The sequence below is a fragment of the Cohnella baijiui genome (assembly GCF_020731285.1).
In the GTDB taxonomy this organism is placed as follows: domain Bacteria; phylum Bacillota; class Bacilli; order Paenibacillales; family Paenibacillaceae; genus Cohnella.
In genome coordinates, this window is sequence record NZ_JAJFOW010000318.1 from 1 (window position 1) to 244 (window position 244).

The following is a 244-nucleotide window of genomic DNA, read 5'->3' on the forward strand; positions in this document are numbered from 1 at the left end:
CGGACTAAAGGGACCGATTGCCAAGTTCTTTTCCGACGAAGAATCGGCGGCGATAAAAGCGACACTCGAAGCAGCTGAAGGAGATTTACTCTTGTTTGTGGCGGATAAAAGGAGTGTTGTTGCCGATGCACTAGGCGCACTAAGACTGAAGCTTGGTAAAGAGCTCGAGTTAATTGACCAAAGCAAGTTCAATTTCTTGTGGATTACCGATTGGCCGTTGTTAGAATACGATGAGGAAGACGGG

1 protein-coding gene is annotated in these 244 nt (G+C 47.1%); it reads left to right on the forward strand.

Translation table 11 applies throughout. The annotated features are described in order from the left end of the window. The coding region (locus LKX83_RS32790; protein ID WP_370639183.1) for a GAD domain-containing protein at positions 1 to 244 on the forward strand (244 nt) is incomplete at both ends.